The organism is Mycobacterium sp. P4_H6 (assembly GCF_056400845.1).
In genome coordinates, this window is record NZ_JBFUKN010000175.1 from 1 (window position 1) to 1,399 (window position 1,399).

General features: G+C 61.7%; 1 protein-coding gene. It reads left to right on the forward strand.

Annotation, left to right across the window (positions count from 1 at the left end):
* Positions 1 to 166: 166 nt before the first annotated feature.
* On the forward strand, positions 167 to 1,390 hold the full coding sequence (locus AC1DTF_RS32325; protein WP_477477034.1) for an ISL3 family transposase: 1,224 nt from the start codon (positions 167 to 169) through the stop codon (positions 1,388 to 1,390).
* Positions 1,391 to 1,399 lie beyond the last annotated feature (9 nt).

Here is a 1,399-nt window from a genome sequence, read left to right on the forward strand (position 1 = left end):
TGTGGCGCTCCTAGTGTTCTAGTGGGCGCTTTCTTGCTGTTCAGGGTCGGTTAATACTGCAGCACAAGCGCTCTCGGCGTGTCCACGCAGAGATGAAGGACGCGCACGCGGTGTGCCTCTAGGTTTCGGGGTTACCACACCAACCTCAACCAGAGGATCCATCCGCGTGCGCGTCAGTACTGCATTTAACCGTCTTCTTCAGATTCCCGGTGCATCGGTCACCGACGTGTCGGTCGGTGACCTCGATGTCGAGGTCACCGTGCGGCCCAGAACGCGGCTGCTGGCATGCTCGTGTGGCAAACGCGCGCGAGCGGTCTATGACCGGCGCCCACGGCGGTGGCGCCACCTCGATCTGGCCGGCGCCAAGTTGTGGTTGGTCTATGAGATCCGCCGCCTGCAGTGCCCCCACTGCGGCGTGGTCACCGAAGACGTTCCATGGGCGCGCCCCGGCGCCCGGCACACCCGCGACTACGAAGACATGGTGCTGTGGCTGGCGCAGCGCACCGACCGCACGACGGTGTCCACGCTGATGCGGTGCAGCTGGGAATCGGTCACCTCGATCATCAACCGCGGCGTCGATGAGCTGCTCGATCAACGCCGACTCGACACGCTGTACCGCATCGGCGTCGATGAAATTTGTTATCGGCACCCGCACAAGTACTTGACCATCATCGGCGATCACGACACCGGAACGGTCATCGATATCCAACCCGGACGCAGCGAGGACTCATTCGCAGCATTCTTTGAATCCCAACCCGATTCGGCCCTGACGGCCATCGAAGCAGTCAGCATGGATGTCAGTAGGGCCTACCAAGCAGCCGCCCGAAAGCACGTGCCAAAAGCCACCATCTGCTTTGACCCGTTCCACATCATGCAGTGGGTCAACCGGGCACTAGACCGTGTCTTCGCCGACGCCGCCAGCGGGCCCACCAAGGTCACCATGACCTCAGCGCAATGGCGCCAAACACGATGGGCCCTGCGCACCGGAGAGAACAAACTCACCGACGCCAAACGAGAACTGGTCAACCAGATCGCCCGCGCAAACCGCCGTGTCGGGCGAGCATGGGCGCTCAAAGAACAACTACGCGACCTCTACCGCCGCGAGCACGAACCCGACGCGGCCCGCGGACTCTTGAAGGCCTGGATTACCGCCGCCAAACGAAGCCGCATTCCCGCATTCATTGAACTCGGCAAACGTCTACAAGAACACTTCGAAGCGATCATCTCCGCCGTGGAACTCGGCATATCCAACGCCCTCAACGAAGGCATCAACGCCCGAACCCGCCTCATCAACGCACGCGGCTACGGCCATCACTCCGCCCGAGCACTGAGCTCGATGATCTACCTCTGCATCGGCGGATTACACCCTCGACTACCCATGAAAACGTGAGGAGTCGCA